At 71.5% G+C, this 548-nt stretch carries 1 protein-coding gene; it reads right to left on the bottom strand.

Going from position 1 to position 548, the window contains the following annotated elements; translation table 11 throughout:
- A partial coding sequence (locus AC1DQC_RS20180) for a DUF222 domain-containing protein (RefSeq protein WP_477053002.1) occupies nucleotides 1–198 on the bottom strand: 198 nt, incomplete at its 3' end.
- Nucleotides 199–548 lie beyond the last annotated feature (350 nt).

Genomic DNA, 548 nt, shown 5'->3' with positions numbered 1-548 from the left:
GAGGTAGGCCAGCAACTGCTGGCCGGCGGCGACGGCGTCAGGGGTGGACGAGCGGGCAGGCTCGGCAAGTACCTGCTCGGGCGCGTCCACCTTCTCGGCCTCGACGGCCCGGGGGACCTTTCGCAGCACCTGTCGAATCGCGTCCACGTGGTCCGGTCCGACGGCCCCGTCCCGTTGCGCGGCAGCGGTGGCGGGCAGATCGGCGGGCAGGGGAGCGCCGCCCAGGTGGCGTCGAGTGCGGTCAGGTGCTCGGACACCGTCCCGACTTCGCCGAATCCGTTGCTCGAATCCATGTACGAATTGTATCGAGGGGTACCGGCATGTGGCTGCGTGACCGGGCAGGCGGGTACCGGGGCGCAGTTCGACGAGGCGGTGGGTCGCTGATTCGTCGGGCCGGTGGCGGGGGGCCTATCCGTGCACCCGGATCTGCTGCATCATGTCGTGCGGCGGCGGCACCGGCGCACCCGGTCCGGCGGAGGCCGACGGTGCGTGCAGCCAGCCGAGGGCGGCGATCGAGCCTGTCACCCCGAAGAATCCGCGTCGTGAGA

This window comes from Cellulomonas sp. P4_H12, assembly GCF_056400905.1.
The sequence above is the reverse complement of the archived record's forward strand: the minus strand, read 5'-3'. Positions and strand labels throughout refer to the sequence as shown.